General features: G+C 72.6%; 20 protein-coding genes. 17 read left to right on the top strand and 3 right to left on the bottom strand.

All coding sequences use genetic code 11. The features are described from left to right. Window positions 1-52: 52 nt before the first annotated feature. The 8 genes from CW362_RS13780 to CW362_RS13745 all read left to right on the top strand — a co-directional run bounded on the left by CW362_RS13780 (window position 53) and on the right by CW362_RS13745 (window position 8,955). Window positions 53-1,159: a quinone-dependent dihydroorotate dehydrogenase gene (locus tag CW362_RS13780; RefSeq protein ID WP_103549720.1), complete on the top strand. Its 1,107-nt coding sequence runs from the start codon at window positions 53-55 to the stop codon at window positions 1,157-1,159. After that, a complete protein-coding gene (pyrF, locus tag CW362_RS13775) occupies window positions 1,156-1,998 on the top strand; it encodes an orotidine-5'-phosphate decarboxylase (RefSeq protein ID WP_103549719.1) in 843 nt (280 codons plus the stop codon). Before CW362_RS13780 ends, pyrF begins: the two co-directional genes overlap by 4 nt. 309 nt (window positions 1,999-2,307) lie before the next feature. Further along, on the top strand, window positions 2,308-2,631 hold the full coding sequence (locus CW362_RS13770; protein WP_016638838.1) for an integration host factor: 324 nt from the start codon (window positions 2,308-2,310) through the stop codon (window positions 2,629-2,631). Window positions 2,632-2,668: 37 nt separating this feature from the next. Further along, window positions 2,669-3,262: a guanylate kinase gene (gmk, locus tag CW362_RS13765; RefSeq protein ID WP_103549718.1), complete on the top strand. Its 594-nt coding sequence runs from the start codon at window positions 2,669-2,671 to the stop codon at window positions 3,260-3,262. Between the two features lie 38 nt (window positions 3,263-3,300). Further along, entirely contained in the window at window positions 3,301-3,573 is a 273-nt protein-coding gene (rpoZ, locus tag CW362_RS13760) for a DNA-directed RNA polymerase subunit omega (RefSeq protein ID WP_003982715.1), read from the top strand. Between the two features lie 93 nt (window positions 3,574-3,666). After that, window positions 3,667-4,869 (top strand): bifunctional phosphopantothenoylcysteine decarboxylase/phosphopantothenate--cysteine ligase CoaBC, encoded by a 1,203-nt coding sequence (gene coaBC / locus CW362_RS13755; protein ID WP_103549717.1) that lies wholly within the window; start codon window positions 3,667-3,669, stop codon window positions 4,867-4,869. Between the two features lie 237 nt (window positions 4,870-5,106). Further along, the gene (gene metK / locus CW362_RS13750; protein ID WP_103549716.1) at window positions 5,107-6,315 is read left to right on the top strand and encodes a methionine adenosyltransferase; all 1,209 of its coding nucleotides are present in this window, start codon (window positions 5,107-5,109) and stop codon (window positions 6,313-6,315) included. Between the two features lie 486 nt (window positions 6,316-6,801). Further along, on the top strand, window positions 6,802-8,955 hold the full coding sequence (locus CW362_RS13745; protein ID WP_103549715.1) for a primosomal protein N': 2,154 nt from the start codon (window positions 6,802-6,804) through the stop codon (window positions 8,953-8,955). 184 nt (window positions 8,956-9,139) lie between these two features. Here CW362_RS13745 and CW362_RS13740 read toward each other — a convergent pair whose 3' ends face one another. Then, window positions 9,140-9,682 (bottom strand): hypothetical protein, encoded by a 543-nt coding sequence (locus CW362_RS13740; RefSeq protein WP_103549734.1) that lies wholly within the window; start codon window positions 9,680-9,682, stop codon window positions 9,140-9,142. Between the two features lie 442 nt (window positions 9,683-10,124). Between CW362_RS13740 and fmt the strand changes: the two genes are divergently transcribed. Both fmt and CW362_RS13730 read left to right on the top strand, forming a co-directional pair. Continuing rightward, on the top strand, window positions 10,125-11,057 hold the full coding sequence (fmt, locus tag CW362_RS13735) for a methionyl-tRNA formyltransferase (protein ID WP_103549714.1): 933 nt from the start codon (window positions 10,125-10,127) through the stop codon (window positions 11,055-11,057). Between the two features lie 87 nt (window positions 11,058-11,144). After that, window positions 11,145-12,578: an RsmB/NOP family class I SAM-dependent RNA methyltransferase gene (locus CW362_RS13730; RefSeq protein WP_103549713.1), complete on the top strand. Its 1,434-nt coding sequence runs from the start codon at window positions 11,145-11,147 to the stop codon at window positions 12,576-12,578. Window positions 12,579-12,770: 192 nt separating this feature from the next. Here the strand turns inward: CW362_RS13730 and CW362_RS13725 are convergent, their stop codons facing one another. Further along, the gene (locus CW362_RS13725) at window positions 12,771-15,032 is read right to left on the bottom strand and encodes an MMPL family transporter (RefSeq protein WP_103549733.1); all 2,262 of its coding nucleotides are present in this window, start codon (window positions 15,030-15,032) and stop codon (window positions 12,771-12,773) included. Window positions 15,033-15,166: 134 nt separating this feature from the next. Here CW362_RS13725 and rpe point away from each other — a divergent pair, with 134 nt between their 5' ends. The 7 genes from rpe (at window position 15,167) to CW362_RS13690 (ending at window position 21,742) form a co-directional block, all read left to right on the top strand. After that, window positions 15,167-15,853 carry a ribulose-phosphate 3-epimerase gene (gene rpe, locus CW362_RS13720; protein WP_103549712.1) on the top strand — a complete coding sequence of 229 codons (687 nt, stop codon included), beginning with the start codon at window positions 15,167-15,169 and terminating at the stop codon, window positions 15,851-15,853. A gap of 78 nt (window positions 15,854-15,931) precedes the next feature. Further along, window positions 15,932-16,975: a sugar-binding transcriptional regulator gene (locus CW362_RS13715; RefSeq protein ID WP_162684062.1), complete on the top strand. Its 1,044-nt coding sequence runs from the start codon at window positions 15,932-15,934 to the stop codon at window positions 16,973-16,975. Between the two features lie 51 nt (window positions 16,976-17,026). Next, window positions 17,027-17,473: a guanyl-specific ribonuclease gene (locus CW362_RS13710; RefSeq protein ID WP_103549710.1), complete on the top strand. Its 447-nt coding sequence runs from the start codon at window positions 17,027-17,029 to the stop codon at window positions 17,471-17,473. Next, window positions 17,470-17,847 (top strand): barstar family protein, encoded by a 378-nt coding sequence (locus tag CW362_RS13705; RefSeq protein WP_103549709.1) that lies wholly within the window; start codon window positions 17,470-17,472, stop codon window positions 17,845-17,847. Before CW362_RS13710 ends, CW362_RS13705 begins: the two co-directional genes overlap by 4 nt. 107 nt (window positions 17,848-17,954) lie before the next feature. After that, window positions 17,955-19,397 carry a GuaB1 family IMP dehydrogenase-related protein gene (locus tag CW362_RS13700; RefSeq protein ID WP_162684063.1) on the top strand — a complete coding sequence of 481 codons (1,443 nt, stop codon included), beginning with the start codon at window positions 17,955-17,957 and terminating at the stop codon, window positions 19,395-19,397. 377 nt (window positions 19,398-19,774) lie between these two features. Next, window positions 19,775-21,259, top strand: coding sequence for an amino acid permease (locus tag CW362_RS13695; protein WP_103549707.1), 1,485 nt, complete (start codon window positions 19,775-19,777; stop codon window positions 21,257-21,259). Between the two features lie 30 nt (window positions 21,260-21,289). Beyond that, window positions 21,290-21,742, top strand: coding sequence for an Lrp/AsnC family transcriptional regulator (locus CW362_RS13690; RefSeq protein WP_037621108.1), 453 nt, complete (start codon window positions 21,290-21,292; stop codon window positions 21,740-21,742). 98 nt (window positions 21,743-21,840) lie between these two features. On the opposite strand, the gene CW362_RS45610 is transcribed toward CW362_RS13690, so the two are convergent. Next, complete coding sequence (locus tag CW362_RS45610; protein ID WP_376451626.1) at window positions 21,841-22,125, bottom strand: UTRA domain-containing protein; 285 nt, start codon at window positions 22,123-22,125, stop codon at window positions 21,841-21,843. Between the last annotated feature and the right edge of the window lie 80 nt (window positions 22,126-22,205).

Here is a 22,205-nt window from a genome sequence, read left to right as displayed (position 1 = left end):
CCCCCCGCCCCTTCCAGAGGCGCCCTCACCGCGCCCCTCAGAGGACACGATCATGTACAAGCTGTTCTTCGACCTCGTCTTCAAGCGGATGGACCCGGAGCAGGCCCACCACCTCGCCTTCCGCTGGATCCGGCTCGTCGCCCGCGTCCCCGTCCTGCGCACCTTCGTCGCCGCCGCGCTCGCGCCCCGGTACAAGGAGCTGCGCACCGAGGCGCTCGGCCTGCGGATGCACGGCCCCTTCGGACTCGCGGCCGGCTTCGACAAGAACGCCGTGGCCATCGACGGCATGGCGATGCTCGGCTTCGACCACATCGAGATCGGCACGGTCACCGGCGAGCCGCAGCCCGGCAACCCCAAGAAGCGGCTGTTCCGCCTCGTCCCGGACCGTGCGCTGATCAACCGCATGGGATTCAACAACGAGGGCTCCGCGGCCGTCTCCGAGCGACTGGCGGCCCGTACGCCCGTCTTCAGGACCGTCGTGGGCGTCAACATCGGCAAGACCAAGGTGGTCCCCGAGGAGGAGGCCGTCGGCGACTACGTGAAGTCGACCGAGCGCCTCGCCCGGCACGCCGACTACCTCGTCGTGAACGTCTCGTCCCCGAACACCCCCGGACTGCGCAACCTCCAGGCCACCGAGGCGCTGCGCCCGCTGCTCAGCGCCGTCCGCGAGGCCGCCGACCGCGCCGTCACCGACCGGCGCGTCCCGCTCCTGGTCAAGATCGCGCCCGACCTCGCCGACGAGGACGTCGACGCGGTGGCCGACCTCGCCGTCGAGCTCGGCCTGGACGGGATCATCGCCACGAACACGACCATCGCGCGCGAGGGGCTCGGGCTGACGTCCGACCCCTCCGTGGTGAAGGAGACCGGAGGCCTGTCCGGCGCGCCGCTCAAGGCGCGCTCCCTGGAGGTCCTCAGGCGCCTGTACGCGCGCGTGGGCGACCGGATCACCCTGGTGGGCGTCGGCGGCGTGGAGAACGCCGAGGACGCCTGGCAGCGCATCCTGGCCGGCGCCACGCTGGTCCAGGGCTACAGCGCCTTCATCTACGAGGGCCCCTTCTGGGGCCGTGCCATCCACAAGGGACTCGCCGCCCGTCTGCGGACGAGCCCGTACGCCACCCTCGCCGACGCGGTCGGCGCCGACGTGAGGAAGCCCGCATGAGCCTGGAACCCTTCGGCGCGCGCCTTCGCCGCGCCATGGACGAACGCGGTCCCCTGTGCGTGGGCATCGACCCGCACGCCTCCCTGCTCGCCGACTGGGGGCTCGGTGACGACATCGCGGGCCTGGAGCGCTTCAGCCGCACGGTCGTCGAGGCGCTCGCCGAGCGGGTCGCCGTCCTGAAGCCGCAGAGCGCGTTCTTCGAGCGGTTCGGCTCGCGCGGGATCGCCGTCCTGGAGAAGTCCGTCGAAGAGGCGCGGGCGGCCGGCGCGCTGGTCGTGATGGACGCCAAGCGCGGCGACATCGGTTCGACCATGGCCGCGTACGCCGAGACCTTCCTGCGCAAGGACGCGCCCCTCTTCTCGGACGCGCTGACGGTGTCGCCCTACCTCGGCTACGGCTCGCTGAAGCCCGCGGTGGAGCTGGCCCGGGAGAGCGGGGCCGGGCTGTTCGTCCTCGCGCTCACCTCCAACCCGGAGGGCGGCGAGGTGCAGCACGCGGTGCGCGCGGACGGGCGGAACGTCGGAGCGACGATGCTCGGGCACCTGGCCGCCGAGAACGCGGACGAGAGGCCGCTCGGTTCCTTCGGGGCGGTCGTCGGCGCCACGCTGGGCGATCTCTCCTCCTACGACCTGGACATCAACGGCCCGCTCCTCGCGCCCGGCATCGGCGCCCAGGGGGCGACCGCGGCCGACCTGGCGGGCGTCTTCGGGGCCGCCGTGCGCAACGTCGTCCCGAACGTGAGCCGGGGTGTCCTGCGTCACGGTCCCGACGTCATGGCCCTGCGCGAGTCGGCCGAGGGGTTCGCGGAGGAGATCGGGGCGGCCGTGGCGGCCGCCTGAGTGCTCCGGACGGCCGTTCGAGACTCCTCCGACGAGTGCCTTCCGGGCTCCCCGAGTCTGAATACATCCTCAAATCCGGGGAGGTATGTCTTAAATGCCGGGCTCCAGGGAGGCTGACCAGGACTTTTCCTCTGTTCTCGCTGACTCCGGCGCACTTGCCCGCTAGTCTCCGTCGAGTGGAGCACCTCCCGCGCTGTCAAGGCGACGGGGAAGAACGGGTGAGCATGTTGCCCGGGGCTCCCAGGTGTGGGGCGACTAGGTTCCTCACCGGTCCGTATCCGACAGTTCGACATCCGAGGTGACGTAGGCGTGGCTCTTCCGCCCCTTACCCCTGAACAGCGCGCAGCCGCGCTCGAAAAGGCCGCCGCGGCTCGCCGGGAGCGGGCCGAGGTCAAGAATCGACTCAAGCACTCCGGCGCCTCTCTTCACGAGGTCATCAAGCAGGGCCAGGAGAACGACGTCATCGGCAAGATGAAGGTCTCCGCTCTCCTGGAGTCCCTGCCGGGCGTGGGCAAGGTCCGCGCCAAGCAGATCATGGAGCGACTCGGGATCTCCGAGAGCCGCCGCGTCCGCGGTCTCGGCTCGAACCAGATCGCCTCTTTGGAGCGCGAGTTCGGCGGTTCCGGCGCCTGAGTCCTGGACACACCGGGATTGCTGGAATAATCGCTGCATGGCTGCAACACCCCGGGGGACGACCCCCGTACCCCCGGACGTACGTCCGCGGCTGACCGTGCTCTCCGGCCCCTCAGGGGTCGGCAAGAGCACGGTCGTCGCTCATATGCGCAAGGTTCACCCCGAGGTCTGGCTCTCGGTGTCGGCGACGACCCGCAAGCCGCGCCCCGGCGAGAAGCACGGCGTCCACTACTTCTTCGTCTCCGACGACGAGATGGACAAGCTGATCGCCAACGGCGAGCTCCTGGAGTGGGCCGAGTTCGCCGGCAACCGCTACGGCACTCCGCGTGCCGCGGTCACGGAGCACCTGGAGTCGGGTGTGCCGGTCCTCCTGGAGATCGACCTCCAGGGAGCCCGGCAGGTCCGCGAGTCCATGAAGGACGCGCTGCTCGTGTTCCTGGCCCCGCCCTCCTGGGAGGAGCTGGTGCGCAGGCTCACCGGGCGGGGCACCGAACCGCCCGAGGTGATCGAGCGTCGGCTGGACGCGGCGAGGGTCGAACTGGAGGCCGAGCCGGAGTTCGACGTCACCCTGGTCAACACCTCCGTCGAGGACGTGGCGCGTGAGCTGCTAGCCTTGGTGGCAGTTGTTTGATCTTTCAGGTCAATTTTCCACCTTTCGGAAGGCAGAGCGTGTCCTCTTCCATCACCGCTCCCGAGGGCATCATCAACCCTCCGATCGACGAGCTCCTCGAGGCCACCGACTCGAAGTACAGCCTGGTGATCTACGCGGCCAAGCGTGCCCGCCAGATCAACGCGTACTACTCGCAGCTCGGCGAGGGCCTCCTCGAGTACGTCGGTCCGCTCGTCGACACCCACGTCCACGAGAAGCCGCTGTCGATCGCCCTGCGCGAGATCAACGCGGGTCTGCTGACCTCCGAGGCCGTCGAGGGCCCCGCTCAGTAGGCGCATCAAAACGCTCATCCCAGGCCCGGCGGCGCGACTGCCGGGCCTGTGGTGTGTCATGGAGTCGTACGTTTTCGAGCCCGGGGAGAGACGGTGGACAAGCCGAAGGTCGTTCTGGGGGTCAGCGGTGGCATCGCCGCGTACAAGGCCTGTGAGCTGCTGCGACGACTCACGGAGTCGGGCCACGACGTGCGTGTCGTGCCCACGGCCTCCGCGCTGGAGTTCGTCGGAGCCGCCACCTGGTCCGCGCTCTCGGGCCACCCGGTCTCCACCGAGGTCTGGTCGGACGTCCACGAGGTCCCGCACGTCCGCATCGGACAGCAGGCCGACCTCGTGGTGGTCGCCCCCGCGACGGCCGACATGCTCGCCAAGGCCGCCCACGGGCTGGCCGACGACCTCCTGACCAACACCCTGCTCACCGCCCGCTGTCCGGTCGTCTTCGCGCCCGCCATGCACACCGAGATGTGGGAGCACCCGGCGACCCAGGAGAACGTGGCGACCCTGCGGCGCCGCGGCGCCGTCGTCGTCGAGCCCGCCGTGGGGCGCCTGACCGGTGTCGACACCGGCAAGGGCCGGCTGCCCGACCCGGGGGAGATCTTCGAGGTCTGCCGCCGCGTCCTCGCCCGCGGGGTCACCGAGCCGGATCTCGCCGGACGGCACGTCGTCGTCAGCGCCGGCGGCACCCGTGAACCCCTCGACCCGGTCCGCTTCCTCGGCAACCGCTCCTCCGGCAAGCAGGGGTACGCGCTCGCCCGCACCGCCGCCGCGCGCGGCGCCCGGGTCACGCTGATCGCGGCGAACACGGGCCTGGCCGACCCGGCCGGGGTCGACGTGGTCCAGGTCGGCACCGCCGTGCAGCTGCGGGAGGCCGTGCTGAAGGCGGCCTCGGACGCCGACGCCGTGGTGATGGCCGCCGCGGTGGCGGACTTCCGCCCCCGGGCATACGCTGCCGGAAAGATCAAGAAGAAGGACGGCCAGGAACCGGAGCCGATCGTTCTCGTCCGTAATCCGGACATCCTCGCGGAGATCTCCGCCGACCGCGCGCGCCCCGGCCAGATCGTGGTCGGATTCGCCGCCGAGACCGACGACGTCCTGTCGAACGGACGGACGAAGCTGGCGCGCAAGGGATGCGATCTCCTCGTGGTGAACGAGGTGGGCGAGCGCAAGACCTTCGGTTCCGAGGAGAACGAGGCGGTGGTGCTCGGAGCCGACGGAAGTGAGACCCCGGTGCCGCACGGACCCAAGGAAGCGCTGGCCGAGACCGTGTGGGACCTGGTGACACGCCGACTGGGGTGAACCCTCACCCATCGCACCCGTCACCACAAAGCCCGCAAAATCGGGCGTGGCGACCCTGGCGGAGACCCGCGGCGATGGCGCAGAATGCCCGTGCCGCAGGTCACAGGCCTTCCGAGAGGCGAGACAGGGGTCCCGCGGCCGAGTGCGACCGATAAACTGTTCTCGGACGACGCCGGGCGCAGCCCCCGGCCGTCCACCAATGATCAGCCAGCAGCCGCTGCAACCACAGGGAGCGTTGTGTCCCGTCGCCTGTTCACCTCGGAGTCCGTGACCGAGGGTCACCCCGACAAGATCGCTGACCAGATCAGCGACACCATTCTCGATGCCCTCCTGCGCGAGGACCCGACGTCCCGGGTCGCCGTGGAGACGCTCATCACCACCGGCCTGGTGCACGTGGCCGGAGAGGTCACGACCAAGGCGTACGCGCCGATCGCCCAGCTCGTCCGCGAGAAGATCCTGGAGATCGGCTACGACTCGTCGAAGAAGGGCTTCGACGGAGCCTCCTGCGGCGTGTCGGTGTCGATCGGCTCCCAGTCCCCGGACATCGCGCAGGGTGTCGACACGGCGTACGAGTCCCGTGTCGAGGGCGACGAGGACGAGCTGGACAGGCAGGGCGCCGGCGACCAGGGCCTGATGTTCGGGTACGCGACGGACGAGACCCCGAACCTGATGCCGCTCCCGATCCACCTGGCGCACCGGCTCTCGCGCCGGCTGTCCGACGTGCGCAAGAACGGGACCATCCCGTACCTGCGCCCGGACGGCAAGACCCAGGTCACCATCGAGTACGACGGCGACAAGGCGGTCCGCCTGGACACCGTCGTCGTCTCCTCGCAGCACGCCAGCGACATCGACCTGGAATCGCTGCTCGCCCCCGACATCCGCGAGTTCGTCGTGGAGCCGGAGCTCAAGGCCCTCCTGGACGACGGCATCAAGCTGGAGACCGAGGGCTACCGCCTGCTGGTGAACCCGACCGGCCGCTTCGAGATCGGCGGCCCGATGGGCGACGCCGGCCTCACCGGCCGCAAGATCATCATCGACACGTACGGCGGCATGGCCCGCCACGGCGGCGGCGCCTTCTCCGGCAAGGACCCGTCCAAGGTCGACCGCTCCGCCGCGTACGCGATGCGCTGGGTCGCGAAGAACGTCGTCGCCGCGGGCCTCGCCTCGCGCTGCGAGGTCCAGGTCGCCTACGCGATCGGCAAGGCCGAGCCCGTCGGTCTGTTCGTCGAGACCTTCGGCACCGCCAAGGTCGAGGCCGAGAAGATCGAGACGGCCATCACGGACGTCTTCGACCTCCGTCCGGCCGCGATCATCCGCGACCTCGACCTGCTGCGCCCGATCTACTCCCAGACCGCCGCCTACGGCCACTTCGGCCGTGAGCTGCCCGACTTCACGTGGGAGCGGACGGACCGGGTGGACGCGCTGCGCAAGGCCGTCGGCCTGTAGTCCGCGAAGGCTTCGTCGAGTCGTGAGGCCCGGCACCCCTCGGGGTGCCGGGCCTCACGGCTGCGCGGAAGACGGCGGCCGAGTGCCGGACCCCGGGGAAGGCGGTACCGGGGCCGGCCCCGCGGAGACCGGGGCCAGGTCCCTCGGGGAAAAGCGGTGGCCCGCCCGGACCGGCGTCCGTACGCTGATGATCTCCCGGTGCGACGGCCGCGGTTACTTCGGTGGAGTACGCCCACGGCGTGCGGTGAATCTGGATCACGTTCCGCTGCCACCCTGATCTCGGGAGACCCACGCCGCCCTGTCCGGTGCGAGGGCCGCGGATACTTCTGGGGCGAGTGCCCCTCGCGGGTTCGAATCCCGCTGCCGGTCCCCGACCGGCATGGCCGAGCGGTCCATGGCGGAAGCGCCCCTGGGGCGTCGACGATCCGCGGCCGACCCGATCTCGGGCGGGCGGCGCTGTCGGTGCGGTCTGGTAGGAATACTGCTGTGAGCAGTGCGAACGGGCGATCCGACGACGGCGCGGGCGGCGCGGAGGGCGCACCGCCCGAACAGCTTGCGCTGATCCGGGAGGCCGTGCGGCAGGCCAAGGAGCCGAAGGCGAAGCCGCGTACCTGGCGGGGTGCCGCGCTGGCGAGGGAACTGCCCGTCGCGCGGGTGCTCGTCGACAAGGGCGTGCTGCACCTCGACCGTTACTTCGACTACGCCGTGCCCGAGGAACTCGACGAGGCCGCGAGGCCGGGCGTCCGGGTGCGGGTCCGCTTCGGCGCCGGCGGACGCAACGTGCGCCAGGGACGGCGCGAGGGCGGCGGTCTCATCGACGGATACCTGATCGAGCGGGTCGCCGAGTCCGACTACTCCGGACCGCTGGCCGCCCTCGCCCAGGTCGTCTCGCCCGAACCCGTCCTCGACCCCGAACTGCTGGGGCTCGCCCGTGCCGTCGCCGACCGGTACGCGGGATCGCTCGCGGACGTGCTGCAACTGGCCGTGCCGCCCCGGCACGCGCGCGCCGAGGCGCGGGAGTCGCCGGCGCCCCCGTCCCCGCCCACCGCCCCCGATCCCGGGACCTGGCGGCGGTACGGAAGGGGGGCGGACCTCCTCACCTCGCTCGCCTCCGGTGGCGCCCCGCGCGCCGTGTGGACCGCGCTGCCCGGTCCCGAGTGGGCCGAGGAGATCGCCCGCGCGGTGCGGGCGACGCTCGCCTCCGGACGCGGTGCGCTCGTCGTCGTACCGGCGGGCCGGCCCGCCGCCCGCGTGGACGCGGCCCTCAAGGCCCAGTTGGGGGAGGGGCAGCACACCGTGCTGACCGCCGACGCCGGACCGGAGCGGCGCTACCGCGACTGGCTCGCCGTACGACGGGGGTCCGTACGGGCGGTGGTCGGCACCCGTGCCGCCATGTTCGCGCCGGTACGGAACCTGGGGCTCGTCGTCGTCTGGGACGACGGCGACGACGGACACAGCGACGACAACGCTCCCTTCCCGCATGTCCGGGAAGTGCTGGAGCTGCGCGCCTCGCGCGACAAGTGCGGCTTCCTGCTCGGCGGTTGGACGTGCACGGTCGAGGCGGCGCAACTGGTCGAGAGCGGCTGGGCACTGCCGCTGACCGCCGACCGGGAACAGGTGCGCGCCGCCGCGCCGCTCGTGCGGACCGTCTCGGACGGCGATCTCTCGCGCGACGAGGCCGCCAGGGCCGCCCGGCTGCCGACGCTCGCCTGGCAGGTCGTCAGGGAGGGGCTGAAGCAGGGCCCCGTGCTGGTCCAGGTGCCCCGGCGGGGATACGTTCCCCGGATGGCGTGTGCGCGGTGCCGGGAGCCCGCGCGGTGCCGGCACTGCGCGGGGCCGCTGGAGGCGCAGGACGCCCAGGCGCTGCGCTGCGGGTGGTGCGGGCGCGACGAGGGTTCCTGGCACTGCCAGGAGTGCGGCGGGTTCCGGCTGCGGGCGCAGGTCGTCGGCGCCCGGCGGACCGCCGAGGAGCTGGGGCGGGCGTTCCCGGCCGTGCCCGTGCGCACGTCCGGGAGGGAGCAGGTGCTGGACACGGTGTCCGCGGCGCCCGCCCTGGTGGTCAGCACGCCGGGGGCCGAGCCGGTCGCCGAGGGCGGGTACGCGGCGGCCCTGTTGCTCGACGGCTGGGCCATGCTCGGACGGCCCGATCTGCGGGCCGGTGAGGACGCGTTGCGCCGGTGGACGGGTGCCGCCGCGCTGGTCCGCCCGCAGGGGGCGGGAGGCACGGTCGTGGTCGTGGCCGAACCGGCCCTGCGGCCCGTGCAGGCGCTCGTGCGGTGGGATCCGGTCGGGCACGCGGTGCGTGAACTCGCCGAGCGGGCCGAGCTGGCGTTCCCGCCGGTCTCGCGGATGGCGGCGGTGTCCGGGACGCCGGAGGCGCTCGCCGGTTTCCTGTCGGCGGTCGAACTGCCGCGCGACGCCGAGGTGTTGGGTCCCGTACCGCTGCCGTCCGGTGAGGCGGGGCGGCCCCGGCGGCCCGGTGGGCCTTCCGGGGAACCCGGGGAGCGGGTGCTCGTCCGGGTGCCCCCGGGCAGTGGTGCGGCCCTGGCGACCGCGCTGAAGAGCGCGCAGGCGGCGCGGATGGCGCGCGGGGGCGGTGAGTCCGTACGCATCCGGATCGACCCGCCCGACATCGGGTGAGATCCGGTGCGGGGCGCGGAGCACGTGACGTACGGGTGCCGCCGCGGACGACGGGTGTGGCCAGGGTGCCTGCCGGCCGTGTCTCTGAACGGCCGGCAGGGGCAGGGGGACGGGTGTCGTGCGTGCGCGGGACTGCCCCCGGGGTCAGGGCGCCGGGAGGCGACCGTCGTCCCAGGACGTCGGATCAGCCGTTGCGCGGGCCGGGGAAGGCCGTGGGCCTGACCTCGTCACGGAGCGTCGGGCTGCCGGCCGTCGGCTGGGTCGGCATGGAGTGGGCGGCGGGGACCGTCGGCACCGGGGGAAGGGCGGCGTTGACGGAGACCGTGCGGGTGTCGGCCGCCTCCGTCGCGCGCTCCGCCTCGGCGGCCGCCTGGGCCGCGGCGCGACGGGCGCCGTAACGCCGGTGCACCGCCTGCTTGGTGACCCCGAGGGCCGAGCCCACCGCGTCCCACGAGAAGCCGAGCGACCGGTCGAAGTCCACGGCGGCGGTGACCAGCGTCTCGACGCTGTCCCGCAGCTCCTGGGCCAGCCGGACGGTCGGGGCGGGAGCGCGTCCGTAGACGACGAAGCCCGTGGAGGGGCCGGCACGGCGCGGGCGGTAGACGTTGCCCAACTGGGCGGTGAGCGTGCGCAGTGCGTCCACCTGCCGACGGACCCGCTCGATGTCGCGCACCAGCAAGTGCAGGCTGGCCCGAGCCTGGGCGTCGTGGGTTGCATGGTCGGCCATGAACAAGCCTCTCGAACCGGCGTTGAAAGGGATCGGGCCGCTCGTGCACAGCCCGCTGTGGTCAACTCTTTCTTGACCAACGCGTGGACGGGTGAGTGGTCACGGGTGCAAGGGCGCAAGAGCATATGAACGGGGCGTGTCCCGGGCCGTACGCCCCCTGTCGTGCCGCGGACGCGCCCCGTGCGTCCACGGACGGCCGCGTGACCTGCGGCGACGGGCGGGTCCGCGCCGGCCGTGACCGTGCCCGGCGCGCACGGTCGGTACCGCCCGCCCCCGGGCCCGGCCCGCGCCGCCCGTGCGGGCCGGGGGACATGACCCCCCCGGAGAACCCCCGAGCCCTCGGGTCCCGCGCGGCATAGACTGGTGCGCTGCCCCGTACCGTGCCCGAACCGGCGCGTGCGGGGGACGGAAGTGCTCCCGCCCGAGAGGCCAACCGCCACCCATGAAGCTCGTCTTCGCAGGCACCCCCGAGGTCGCCGTTCCCGCCCTGGACGCCCTGATCGCCTCCGGGCGGCACGAGGTGGCCGCCGTCGTGACCCGGCCGGACGCGCCGGCCGGACGGGGGCGACGGCTCGTCGCGAGTCCGGTCGCCGAGCGGGCCGAAGAGGCCGGGATCGAGGTGCTCAAGCCCCTGAAGCCGCGGGACGAGGACTTCCTGGCCCGGCTGCGGGAGATCGGCCCGGACTGCTGTCCCGTCGTCGCGTACGGGGCCCTGCTGCCCCGGGTCGCCCTCGACATCCCCTCCCAGGGCTGGGTCAACCTGCACTTCTCGCTGCTGCCGGCCTGGCGCGGCGCCGCCCCCGTCCAGCACGCGATCATGGCCGGTGACGAGATCACGGGCGCCACCACCTTCCTGATCGAGGAGGGCCTCGACTCGGGACCGGTGTACGGGACCGTCACCGAGGAGATCCGGCCCACCGACACCAGCAGGGACCTGCTCACGCGGCTCGCCTTCGCCGGGTCCGGGCTGCTCGCCGCGACGATGGACGGGATCGAGGACGGCACCCTCAAGGCCGTACCGCAGCCCGCCGACGGCATCAGCACGGCGTCGAAGATCACCGTCGAGGACGCCCACATCGACTGGGCCGCCCCGGCGCTGCGCGTCGACCGCATGGTGCGCGGGTGCACGCCCGCCCCCGGCGCCTGGACCGTCTTCCGCGCCGAACGGCTCAAGCTCATCCAGGTGGCGACGGTGCCCGACCGCACGGACCTCGCCCCGGGAGAGCTGTCCGTCGCCAAGAACAACGTGTACGTGGGCACCGGTTCGTACGCCGTCGAGCTGCTGTGGGTGCAGGCCCAGGGCAAGAAGCCGATGCGTGCCGCGGACTGGGCCCGCGGGGTGCGGATCCCCTCCGGCGAGCGTCTCGGCGTCTGACGCCGGCCCCGCGGGGGCGTCTGACGCCGGCCCCCGCGGCGTACGCTGATAAGCGCATCTTTTTCCTGGATCCGGAGCACCTTTTTCGTGAGTGAGCAGCCCCGTCGGCCGCAGAAGCCCGGCAAGCCCTACCGCCGCCCCCAGAAGGACCCGGTCCGCATGCTCGCCTTCGAGGCGCTGCGGGCCGTGGACGAGCGGGACGCGTACGCGAACCTCGTTCTGCCGCCGCTGCTGCGCAAGGCGCGGGACAAGGGCGACTTCGACGCCCGGGACGCCGCGCTCGCCACCGAGCTGGTGTACGGCACGCTGCGCCGCCAGGGGACGTACGACGCCGTCATCTCGGCGTGCGTCGACCGGCCGCTGCGCGAGGTCGACCCGCCGGTCCTCGACGTGCTCAGCCTCGGCGTCCACCAGTTGCTCGGCACCCGCATCCCGACGCACGCGGCCGTCTCCGCCTCGGTCGAGCTGGCCCGGGTGGTGCTCGGCGACGGGCGGGCCAAGTTCGTGAACGCGGTGCTGCGCAAGGTCGCGCGGCAGGACCTCGACACCTGGCTGGAACAGGTCGCCCCGCCCTACGACGAGGACCCCGAGGACCACCTCGCCGTCGTGCACTCGCACCCGCGCTGGGTCGTCTCCGCGCTCTGGGACTCCCTCGGCGGCGGCCGGGCGGGCATCGAGGACCTGCTGGAGGCCGACAACGAGCGGCCCGAGGTGACCCTCGTCGCCCGGCCCGGACGCTCCACCGCCGAGGAACTCCTCGGCGCCCTCGACGAGGACTCGGCGCTTCCCGGGCGCTGGTCCCCGTACGCCGTGCGGCTCACCGAGGGCGGCGAGCCGGGCGCCGTCGACGCCGTGCGCGAGGGCCGTGCGGGCGTCCAGGACGAGGGCAGCCAGCTGGTGGCGATCGCCCTGGCGAACGCGCCGCTCGACGGCCCCGACCGCCTCTGGCTGGACGGCTGCGCCGGGCCCGGCGGCAAGGCCGCGATGCTGGCGGGCCTCGCCGCGCAGCGGGGGGCGAGGCTGCTCGCCTCCGAGAAGCAGCCGCACCGCGCGGGGCTCGTCGCCAAGGCGCTCGCCGGGAACCCCGGCCCCTACCAGGTCATCGCCGCCGACGGCACCCGCCCGCCGTGGCGGACCGGCACCTTCGACCGGGTGCTCATGGACGTCCCCTGCACGGGCCTGGGCGCCCTGCGCCGCCGTCCCGAGGCCCGCTGGCGCCGCCGCCCCGAGGACCTCGACGGCTTCGGGCCGCTCCAGCGCGGACTGCTGCGCACGGCGCTCGCGTCGGTGCGCGTGGGTGGTGTCGTCGGCTACGCGACCTGCTCGCCGCACCTCGCCGAGACCCGCGCCGTCGTCGACGACGTCCTCAAGCACCTCGAGGACGGCTCCGCCGAACTGCTCGACGCCCGTCCGCTGCTGCCCGGCGTGCCCGCGCTGGGCGACGGCCCCGACGTCCAGCTGTGGCCGCACCTGCACGGCACGGACGCGATGTACCTGGCCCTGATCCGCCGGACCGGCTGACCCGGCCGCGCGGCGGGGCCGGACGGATCCGGGCCGACCGCACCGCCGTCCCGCTCAGCGCCCGCCCGCCGCGCCGCTTCCGACTGCCGTGCCGCCTCCGGTCCGCCCCGCCGTGCGCCGTTCCGCGGACCGGGCGGCCGCGCGCACGCTCCGGTCGGGCGCGGCGCGGCCGTGCGGCTCCGGTCCGTGCCCTCAGCCGGGTGGCCGAGCCGGTCTCGTGGGGTCTTCGGCGTCCCCGGGGTTCGGCGGCACCGCGGGCTCCCGGGACGGTCCGGGACGCCCGGCCGTGCCGGACGTCCCCGGCTCCCCGGACTCGCCCGGAGGGCTCGCGTCCGCGGGGCGGGACCCGCCGTCCTCGTGCGCGAGCCGGTTGGGCCACCACACCTTCGGGCCGACGTCGAGGAAGAGCGAGGTGACCAGCACCGAGCGCACCACGAAGGTGTCCAGGAGCACGCCGAGGGCGACCGCGAAGCCGATCTCCGCGAAGCCCACGACCGGCAGGGTGCCGAGGGCCGCGAACGTGCCCGCGAGGACCAGACCGGCCGAGGTGATCACCGCGCCGGTGGTGGCCAGTCCCGTCACCACGCCCTGGCGCGTGCCGTGTCTGGTGGCCTCCTCGCGGATGCGGGTGGTCAGGAAGATGTTGTAGTCGATGCCGAGCGCCACCAGGAACACGAAGACGAACAGCGGGAAGGCCACGTCCTCGCCCGCGTAGTCGAAGACGTGCCGGAAGGCCAGCGCGCTCACGCCGAGGGCGGTGGCCAGCGACAGCACCACGGTCCCGATCAGCAGGAGCGGGGCGACCAGGGCGCGCAGCAGGACGCTCAGGACCAGCAGGACCACCACCAGGACGAGCGGGATGACCAGGTAGTTGTCGTGCGTCTGGGCGTTCTCCATGTCCAGCAGGGCCGCCGAGCCGCCGCCCACCTTCGCGTCGGCGCCCGGAACGGCGTGCACCGCGTCGCGCACCCGCTCCACCGTGTCCTTGGCCGCCGCGCTGTCGGAGGGGGCGCGGGTGGTCGCCTCGAACAGCACCTTGCCGTCGTGCACGGGCGCGACGCCCGGTGGCACCCCGATGCTCGACGTCACCACGCCCGGGTCCGCCGCCACGGCCTCGCCGACCTGTCTGCCCTGGGCCGTGTCGGCCACGATGACCAGCGGGTCCCCGCCACCGGCGGGGAAGTAGCGCGCCGACACCTCCTGGCCGGTGATCGAGTCCGGTTTCCCGGTGAACTGGTCGGCGTTGGGGATGCCCGCGGCCCGCAGCTGGATCAGGCCGAGGGACAGCAGCCCCAGTGCCAGCGCCGTGGCGACCCAGGTGGTCCGGGGGCGGCGGGCGATCCGCCGGCCCATGTGCGCCCAGACACCGCTCCGGGTCGGATCGGCCGACCCGAGGTGCGGGACGGCCGGCCAGAAGATCCAGCGGCCGAAGACGAGCAGCAGCGCGGGGAACAGCGTGAGCATGGCGATCAGGCCGACGGCCACGCCGATCGCCGCGACCGGGCCGAGGCCCCGCGTCGAGTTCATCTCGGCGACCAGGAGCACCAGCATGCTCAGGACGACCGTGGCACCCGAGGCGAGGATGGCCGGTCCGGCCCGGTTCATGGCGAGTGCCATCGCCTCGTGCCGGTCCTCGTGGCGGCGCAGTTCCTCGCGGTAGCGGGCGACCAGCAGCAGGGCGTAGTCGGTCCCCGCGCCGAACACCAGCACGGTGAGGATGCCCGCGCTCTGGCCGTTGACGGTCAGACCGGCGTGTCTCGCCAGCAGATAGATCAGCGCCTGGGCCGTGAACAGGGCGACGACCACGCCGAGCAGCGGGACGAACAGGAGGGTCGGGCTGCGGAAGGTGATGAGCAGCATGACGATGACGACGGCCATCGCCGCGTAGAGCAGCGTCGAGTCGATGCCCTCGAAGGCCTTGGCGGAGTCGGCGGCGGTACCGCCGGGCCCGGTGATGTGCACGGAGAGCCCGTCGTCGCCCTTGCCGACCTGGTCACGGATGGAGTCGACGGCGGGGGAGATCCGCTGCCAGCCGGACGCGTCCATGGTGATCGGGACGTACACCTGTGCCGCGCGCGGATCCGGCTGCCGGTCGAACAACGGCCCCCGCGTCTCCGCCCCGCGGATGCCGTGCTCGTGCAGTGTCTTCAGCTGCTGGACGTCCTCGGCGATCTGCCGCCGGTCCTGCACCGTCAGACCGTCCGGGCGCGCGTAGACGACGACCGCGGGGATCTGCTCGGGCCTGAACCCCTTGGAGATGTCGAGGACCTGGGTGGATTCGGCCGACCCCGGCAGCCAGGACTGGGCGTCGTTGTCCTGGGCGTCGCTGAGTTTCGTTCCGAGCGGGGCCACGAACAGGAGCACCAGGAGCCACAGGGCGAGAACCAGCCACTTGGACCGCCGGCCGCACACGACTCCGATGGCTCCGTGCTTCCAGACGTCGAGCCGTTTCATGCCCACCCCCGGGACCGGACGCAGTGCCGTCGGACCGTCCAGAATGGCACGGCGGACCGTCGTACGGCGTGCGCGGGACGATCCAGGTCCGGACCGGGGCGGGCAACGAGCCCGGGACATGGCAGTCTTGGGGCATGGCCGCGCAGATCAACCCCAGCATCCTGTCCGCCGACTTCGCCCGTCTTGCCGAGGAGGCAAAGGCGGTGGAAGGCGCGGACTGGCTCCATGTCGACGTCATGGACAACCATTTCGTACCGAACCTCACCCTCGGGGTGCCGGTCGTAGAGTCTTTGGCCCGTGCGACGGACACTCCGCTGGACTGCCATCTGATGATCGAGGACGCCGATCGGTGGGCGCCCCAGTACGTGGAAGCCGGTGCCGGCTCCGTCACCTTCCACGTGGAGGCCGCCGCCGCGCCCGTACGGCTCGCCCGGGAGATCCGGGCCAAGGGCGCCCGTGCCTCCATGGCGCTCAAGCCCGCGACCCCCATCGAGCCGTACGAGGACCTGCTGCCCGAGCTCGACATGCTGCTGATCATGACGGTCGAGCCCGGATTCGGGGGCCAGGCCTTTCTCGACATCATGCTCCCCAAGATCCGCCGCACGCGCGAGTTGATCAGCAAGCACGGCCTGGAACTGTGGCTCCAGGTCGACGGCGGGGTCTCGGCCTCGACCATCGAGCGGTGCGCGGAGGCGGGAGCCGACGTGTTCGTCGCCGGTTCGGCGGTGTACGGGGCGGCGGACCCCGCTCAGGCGGTACGTGCATTGCGCACGCAGGCCGAGGAGGCGACGGCCCGTGCGTCGTGGGCGTGCGACCACTGAGCCAAGGGAACGTGAACGCCGCCCATCAGGGCGGATCAAGTGCGCCGGATCTGCGAGGATGAACGGCGAATCCAGAGTGTGAACAGAAGTGAGGAGATGGCCGTGTCGGGTATGTCGGCGGGCCGGTCAGCCATGCGGATGGGACCCGCTGAGCTGGTCCAGGCGGCGGCCATGGCCCGCCGCTTCTACCTCGAGGGCAAATCCAAGATCCAGATCGCCGAGGAGTTCGGCGTCAGCCGCTTCAAGGTGGCCCGGGTCCTGGAGACCGCTCTCGAACGGGATCTCGTGAGGATCGAGATCCGCGTCCCCGCCGAGCTCGACGCGGAGCGCTCGGACGCGCTGCGGGCCCGTTACGGCCTGCGGCACGCCGTGGTCGTCGAGTCCCCGGCCGAGGCCGAGGAGTCGCCCGACCCGGAGAACCTCGGAGAGGTGGCCGCCGACCTGCTCGGCGAACTCGTCAACGAGGGCGATGTGCTCGGCCTCGCCTGGGGCCGCTCCACGATCCACATGGCGGCGGCCCTGGACCGGCTCCCGCCGTGCACCGTGGTGCAGCTGACGGGCGTGTACGACGCCGGGACCGCCGAGCGCGGCTCCGTCGAGGCCGTCCGGCGCGCCGCGCAGGTGTCGGGCGGCGACGCCCACCCCATCTACGCGCCGATGCTGCTGCCCGACGCGGCCACCGCGGCGGCGCTGCGCCACCAGACGGGAATCGCCCGCGCCTTCGAGTACTTCGACAAGGTGACCGTCGCCTGCGTCTCCATCGGCTCCTGGGAGCCCGGCATCTCCACGGTGCACGACATGCTCAGCGACGAGGAGCGCGCGCACTACGCGTCCCTCGGGGTCGCCGCCGAGATGTCCGCGCACCTCTTCGACGCCGAGGGCCGCCGGGTCGGGCGTGACCTCGGCGAGCGCTGCATCACGGTCGAGGCCGACCGGCTGCGCCGTATCCCCGAGGTCGTCGCCATAGCGGGCGGGCAGCGCAAGGCGGCCGCCATCGACGCGGTGCTGCGGTCCGGTCTCGTCACCAGCCTGGTGACGGACACCTCGGCCGCGGACGCGCTGATGACGGCGGGCCCGCCGCCGCGTCCGGCGCTCAACCGGGCGGACCCGGACGGGCCCTGAGGGCGGCACCGGAGCGCGCCGTGAGGGGACGGCCGTGGCAGCATCGACGTCATGCTGTCGCGGCCGTCCCCTCACGCGTTCACGGGCCGCCTGTTCGCCGGGCTGCTGGTCTGTCTGACGGTCCTGCTCGCGGGCTGCTCGCCGACGGGCACGGCCGGTCCGGGAGACTCCGCGGCCACCGCCGCGAGCCGTGCGGCGGCGACTCCGTCCTGGGCCGGCGGCCTGCCGGTCGTCCCGGCCGCCGCGCTTCCCGCCGAGGCGCGGGCGACCCTCGCCCTCATCGACCGGGGCGGCCCCTACCCCTACGCCAAGGACGGCTCCGTCTTCGGCAACTTCGAGCGCGAGCTGCCCCGGCAGGCCAGGGGGTACTACCACGAGTACACGGTGCGTACCCCGGGGGAGCGCGACCGCGGGGCCCGGCGCATCGTCACGGGGCGGGGCGGGGAGATCTTCTACACCGACGACCACTACAACTCGTTCAAGGCGGTGCTGAGATGACGCACGGTCCGCTCGCGGCGGTGTGCCGTTCGGCCGGGTGGCAGGTCACCGAGCTCGACCTCTCCGGGGTGCTCGACAAGGGCGCCTTCATGGCGCGCTGCATTCGCGACCTCGACCTGCCGGAGTGGTTCGGGCGGAACTGGGACGCGCTCGCCGACGTGCTCGGCGACCCCGACTGGGGACCGGCCAGTCCGGGCAGACTCGTCGTGGTGACCGGCTGGCGCCCCTACGCGCGGAGCCGGCCCGAGGAGTGGGAGACGGCGCAGGAGGTCCTGGAGTCGGCCTCCGGGTACTACGAGCAGTTCGACGCCGCGCTGTCGGTCGTCCTCTCCCTTGGAGGATCCGACCAACTGCCCCCTGACCAGCCTGGATGATCCGCCCGGGGACCGCTTGCAGGACTGCATGGGACAATGAAGTACGTGCTCTTCCCCCTGGCTGACCTGTCCGGGGGCCACCTCTGATCGACTGGGATGTGCAGCACGTGCGTTTCCTCAACGACATCCAGCCCCCGTACGACCTGACGTACGACGACGTCTTCATGGTGCCCAGCCGCTCGGCCGTGGGCTCCCGTCAGGGAGTGGACCTCGCCTCCCCCGACGGCACCGGCACCACCATCCCGCTCGTGGTCGCCAACATGACGGCGATCGCGGGCCGCCGGATGGCCGAGACCGTCGCCCGTCGCGGTGGCCTTGTCGTCATCCCGCAGGACATTCCGATCGAGGTCATCACCGAGGTCGTCACCTGGGTCAAGGGCCGCCACCTGGTGCTCGACACCCCGATCGTCCTCGCGCCCCACCAGACCGTCGCCGACGCGCTGGCGCTGCTGCCCAAGCGCGCGCACAACGCGGGCGTCGTCGTCGACGAGGACGGCCGTCCCGTCGGCGTGGTCACCGACGCCGACCTGTCCGGCGTGGACCGCTTCACCCAGCTGTCCGAGGTCATGTCCAAGGACCTGCTGCTCCTCGACGCGGACATCGAGCCCCGCGAGGCCTTCAACCGGCTCGACGCCGCCAACCGCCGCTACGCCCCCGCCGTGGACGCGGACGGCAAGCTGGCGGGCATCCTCACCCGCAGGGGCGCCCTGCGCGCCACGCTGTACACGCCGGCCACCGACGCGAAGGGCCGGCTGCGCGTCGCCGCCGCCGTCGGCATCAACGGCGACGTGGCGGGCAAGGCCAAGCAGCTGCTGGACGCGGGCGTCGACACGCTCGTCATCGACACGGCCCACGGCCACCAGGAGTCGATGATCAGCGCCGTCCGGACCGTGCGCGCGCTCGATCCGCAGGTGCCGATCGTCGCGGGCAACATCGTCGCCGCCGAGGGCGTCAAGGACCTGATCGACGCGGGCGCCGACATCATCAAGGTCGGTGTCGGACCGGGTGCCATGTGCACCACCCGCATGATGACCGGCGTCGGCCGGCCGCAGTTCTCCGCGGTCCTGGAGTGCGCCGCCGAGGCGAAGAAGTACGGCAAGCACGTGTGGGCCGACGGCGGTGTCCGCCACCCCCGCGACGTCGCCATGGCACTGGCCGCCGGCGCGTCCAACGTCATGATCGGCTCGTGGTTCGCCGGCACGTACGAGTCCCCGGGCGACCTCCAGCAGGACGCCAGCGGGCGCCTGTACAAGGAGTCGTTCGGCATGGCGTCCGCGCGGGCCGTCAAGAACCGCACCAGCGAGGAGTCCGCGTACGACCGCGCCCGCAAGGCGCTGTTCGAGGAGGGCATCTCCACCTCGCGCATGTTCCTCGACCCGGCCCGTCCGGGCGTCGAGGACCTGATCGACTCGATCATCGCGGGCGTCCGGTCCTCCTGCACCTACGCGGGCGCCGACTCCCTGGAGGAGTTCGCCGAGAAGGCGATCGTCGGCATCCAGAGCGCGGCCGGCTACGCCGAGGGCAAGCCCCTGCACGCCAGCTGGAGCTGATCCGCCGCCGTTCCCCGTACGGCCCCCGCTCCCCTTCCGGGAGCGGGGGCCGTGTGCGTGGACGGCCTCCGGCGCGGCCGTCCCGCGGGGCCGGGCGCACGGCGGTCGTCAGGCCGTCCCCGCGGCTCCCGGCCCGGCCGGAAGCAGCCCTGCGCAACCATCGAAAAGTCCCGCGCAACGATCACGCGCCGGGATGCGATGAACGCAACGATCTTGCGGAGATGCGCAAGGTTGCTGCATTACGCCCGGGAAGCCCGAACTCATAGGGTCGGGCGCTGTACACAGGCGTGGCGGGGACCCCGCTCGGCGGGTCCCGGCTGTCAGGGGTGCCGCCGGTTCCCGTCCTCTTCGACCGGCAGCGATGAAGGAGCCAGCGCGTGCTCGACCAAGGCGCACCCCCGCAGTCCCCACCCACGTCCGCCACACCCTCTTCGGGCATCGGCGCGCGTCTCATGCGCCGCAAGCCGGTGGAGCACCTGGTGCAGGAGGGCGGACACGGCGAGGGAGGCTCGCTGCGGCGCTCCCTCGGCCTGTGGCAGCTCACCATGATCAGCATCGGTGCCACGCTCGGCACCGGCATCTTCGTGGTCCTCGGCGAGGCCGTCCCCAAGGCCGGACCCGCGGTCACCCTGTCCTTCGTCATCGCCGGTCTCACGGCGCTGTTCTCGGCCCTCTCCTACGCGGAGCTGGCCGGCACCATCCCGGTCGCCGGCTCCTCGTACTCGTACGCGTACGCGACGATGGGCGAGCTGATCGCCTGGATCTGCGGCTGGTGCCTGGTCCTGGAGTACGGCGTCTCGGTCGCGGCCGTCGCGGTCGGCTGGGGCGAGTACCTGAACGAACTGCTCGACGGCACCATCGGCGTCACCATCCCGGACGCGCTCTCCGCGCCGCCCGGTGACGGGGGCATCTTCAACCTGCCCGCGCTGATCGTCGTCCTGCTCGCGATGGCGTTCCTGCTCGGCGGAGCCCGCGAGTCGGCGCGTGCCAACACCATCATGGTGGCCGTGAAGATCGCCGCGCTGGTGCTGTTCTGCGCGATCGGGCTCCAGGGCCTGCGCTCCGGCAACTACGAGCACTTCATGCCGCTCGGCATGGCGGGCGTCAGCGCCGCCGGCGCCACCCTGTTCTTCTCCTACATCGGCTTCGACGCCGCCTCCACCGCCGGTGAGGAGGCCAAGGACCCGCAGCGCGACCTCCCCCGCGCGATCATGCTCTCGCTGGTCATCGTGACCGCCCTGTACGTCCTCGTCGCGGCCGTCGCCGTCGGCGCGAAGCCCTGGCGGCAGTTCGGCGACTCGGAGGCCGCGCTCGCCGAGATCATGAAGGACGTCACCGGACAGACCTTCTGGGGCACGCTGCTGGCCGCCTGCGCCGTCATCGCCATCGCCAGCGTCGTGCTGACCGTGCTCTACGGACAGACCCGCATCCTGTTCGCGATGGCCCGCGACGGCCTGGTGCCCAAGGTGTTCGCCCGGGTCCACCCGAAGACCGGCACGCCCCGCGCCAACACGGTCATCGTCTCGCTGTTCTGCGGTGTCCTCGCCGCCGCGATCCCGCTCGGCCAGCTCGCCGACGCCACCAGCATCGGCACGCTGTTCGCCTTCGCGCTGGTCAACGTCGCCGTCGTGGTGCTGCGCCGGACGCGCCCGGCCATGCGCCGCACCTTCCGGGTTCCGTTCGCGCCGGTGATGCCCGCGATCGGCTTCCTGCTGTGCGTGTGGATGATGGCTTCTCTGTCCGCCGTCACCTGGGTGGTCTTCGGAGTCTGGATGGCCGTCGGGCTCGTGTTCTACTTCAGTTACGGCTACCGCCGGTCCCGGATGGCGACCGCGGAACCCGCCGTCGCCGAGCAACCGTAGAACCCCTCGCAGAAAAGTGAACCACCCGCAGTGCTGAACGATCTCGACGAACGCATCGTGCACGCCCTCGCCGAGGACGCCCGCCGCTCCTACGCGGACATCGGGCAACTGGTCGGCCTGTCCGCGCCCGCCGTGAAGCGGCGGGTCGACCGACTGCGGGCCACCGGGGCCATCACCGGGTTCACCGTACGGGTGGACCCGGCGGCGCTCGGCTGGGAGACGGAGGGCTTCGTCGAGATCTACTGCCGCCGCAACACCTCGCCCGAGACCATCCAGCGCGGTCTGGAGCGTTACCAGGAAGTCGTGGCCGCCTCCACCGTCACCGGGGAGGCGGACGCGGTGGTGCAGGTGTTCGCCTCGGACATGCGGCACTTCGAGCGGGTGCTGGAGCGGATCGCGGGGGAGTCGTTCGTCGAGCGGACGAAGTCCGTTCTGGTTCTCTCGCCCCTCCTGCGGAGGTTTTCGTCGGGGTCACCGACCTAGTCGGTGCCCCCGGAGGTGCGGGGCGCCCCAGGGGTCGGATCCTGCCCCCGCAGGCGCTGCGGGGGCTTCGTGGCTTGTTGCGCAGTTCCCCGCGCCCCTTACGGGCGCTCCGGCGCCCGGCAGTGACACGGGGCCCGTGTCACTGACCGGCGGCTACTCGGCCGTCTTTCTCGCCAGGGCGTTGTTGCCGATCGAGCCGGCAGCACCGGGTCGCCGTCCAGGCCGCGCACCCGCAGCACGTGCAGCACCGGTGTCCTTTCCGGGAGTCGGAGGCGGACGGCGTCCTCCGCCGGGGCCTGACCGTCCTCGACTCCCGCACCCCGGGCGTCGGCACCCCGCGGCCCTGGCCGGAGGTCGCGGGCGACGACTGGCCCTCCGACCACGCCGCGGTCGTCACCGTCTTCGCCCTGTCCGACGGCGGCCGATGATCGGGACCGTGCCGTGACGTGCCATTTTGTTGAAC

Origin of the sequence: Streptomyces populi (assembly GCF_002911015.1) — a bacterium.
Taxonomy (GTDB): domain Bacteria; phylum Actinomycetota; class Actinomycetes; order Streptomycetales; family Streptomycetaceae; genus Streptomyces; species Streptomyces populi.
This window is presented reverse-complemented; position numbering and strand designations above follow the sequence as displayed.